The organism is Streptomyces alkaliterrae (assembly GCF_007097205.2).
Lineage (GTDB): Bacteria > Actinomycetota > Actinomycetes > Streptomycetales > Streptomycetaceae > Streptomyces > Streptomyces alkaliterrae.
The window spans coordinates 1-444 of record NZ_VJYK02000721.1; the positions used below are offsets into that span (position 1 = coordinate 1).

The window sequence follows — 444 nt, forward strand, 5'->3', positions numbered from 1 at the left end:
GCAAAGTCGACTTTGAGCGGATGGGATTCACGACGCTGCAGCTCGCGATGTTCGAGCAGGTCGTCCTGATGCCGGATGGTCTGTTTATTCAGACGGGGCCGACGGGAAGTGGCAAGACCACGACCGGCTACGAAATGCTGCGCTACAAGGGGCAGATTTCGCCCGAGCTGCGGCAGATCACCCGTGAGCATCCGGTCGAGTACCCGCGTGAATGGGCAGTGCAACTGCTTTCGACGGGGCAGAACTCCTCATACCTCGTCGAACGCATGCTCCGGATGGACCCGGACATCATCGACATCGGCGAGATCCGCACAGGCAATGAAGGTGTTGCAGCAGTTCAGGCAGCGCAGACCGGGCACTTGGTCTTCGGCTCGCTCCACGTTCTTGATCCGTTCGAACTGATTGGTCGCCTGCAAATGCTCGACCACACGCTGCTTTCCAAGG

Annotated in this window: 1 protein-coding gene; it reads left to right on the forward strand. The window is 59.5% G+C overall.

All coding sequences use genetic code 11. The features are described from left to right. Window positions 1-20: 20 nt before the first annotated feature. On the forward strand, window positions 21-444 hold a 424-nt coding region (locus FNX44_RS27645; RefSeq protein WP_228450347.1), incomplete at its 3' end, for an ATPase, T2SS/T4P/T4SS family.